1 protein-coding gene is annotated in these 511 nt (G+C 63.0%); it reads right to left on the bottom strand.

The annotated features are described in order from the left end of the window. On the bottom strand, nt 1-511 hold a 511-nt coding region (locus QD356_RS17745; protein WP_279878494.1), incomplete at both ends, for a hypothetical protein.

The raw sequence follows: 511 nt of genomic DNA, 5'->3' as shown, positions 1-511 counted from the left end.
AAGGTAGTGCCGGTGCCATTGATCCAGTTGCTGCCGCCGTCGAGGGAGTACTCCCAGCTGGCGTCGGCTTCCAGACCACTGACGGTGACTTCGCCATTGCTGGTGATGCCGTCGTCGGTAATGTTGGTGTCCTCACTCAGCGCAAGGCTCGGCGCGGCGATGGTGGCATCGACCGTCACGTCGCCCAGGTTCACGGCGTCACTGGCATTGCCGGCGACATCGGTCTGACGAATCTGCACAACGCCATCGGTGTAAACACCTTCGTCCAGCGTGAAGGTGGTACCGGTGCCATCGATCCAGTTGCTGCCGCCGTCGGTGGTGTACTCCCAGGTAGCGTCGGCTTCCAGACCGCTGACGGTGACTTCGCCATTGCTGGTGATGCCGTCGTCGGTAATGTTGGTGTCGGTGGTGAGCGCGAGGCTCGGTGCGGCGAGGGTCGCATCGACCGTCACGTCGCCCAGGTTCACGGCGTCGCTGACATTGCCGGCCACATCGGTCTGACGGATCTGCA

The sequence above is a fragment of the Cobetia sp. 2AS genome (assembly GCF_029846355.1).
In the GTDB taxonomy this organism is placed as follows: domain Bacteria; phylum Pseudomonadota; class Gammaproteobacteria; order Pseudomonadales; family Halomonadaceae; genus Cobetia; species Cobetia amphilecti.
This window is presented reverse-complemented; position numbering and strand designations above follow the sequence as displayed.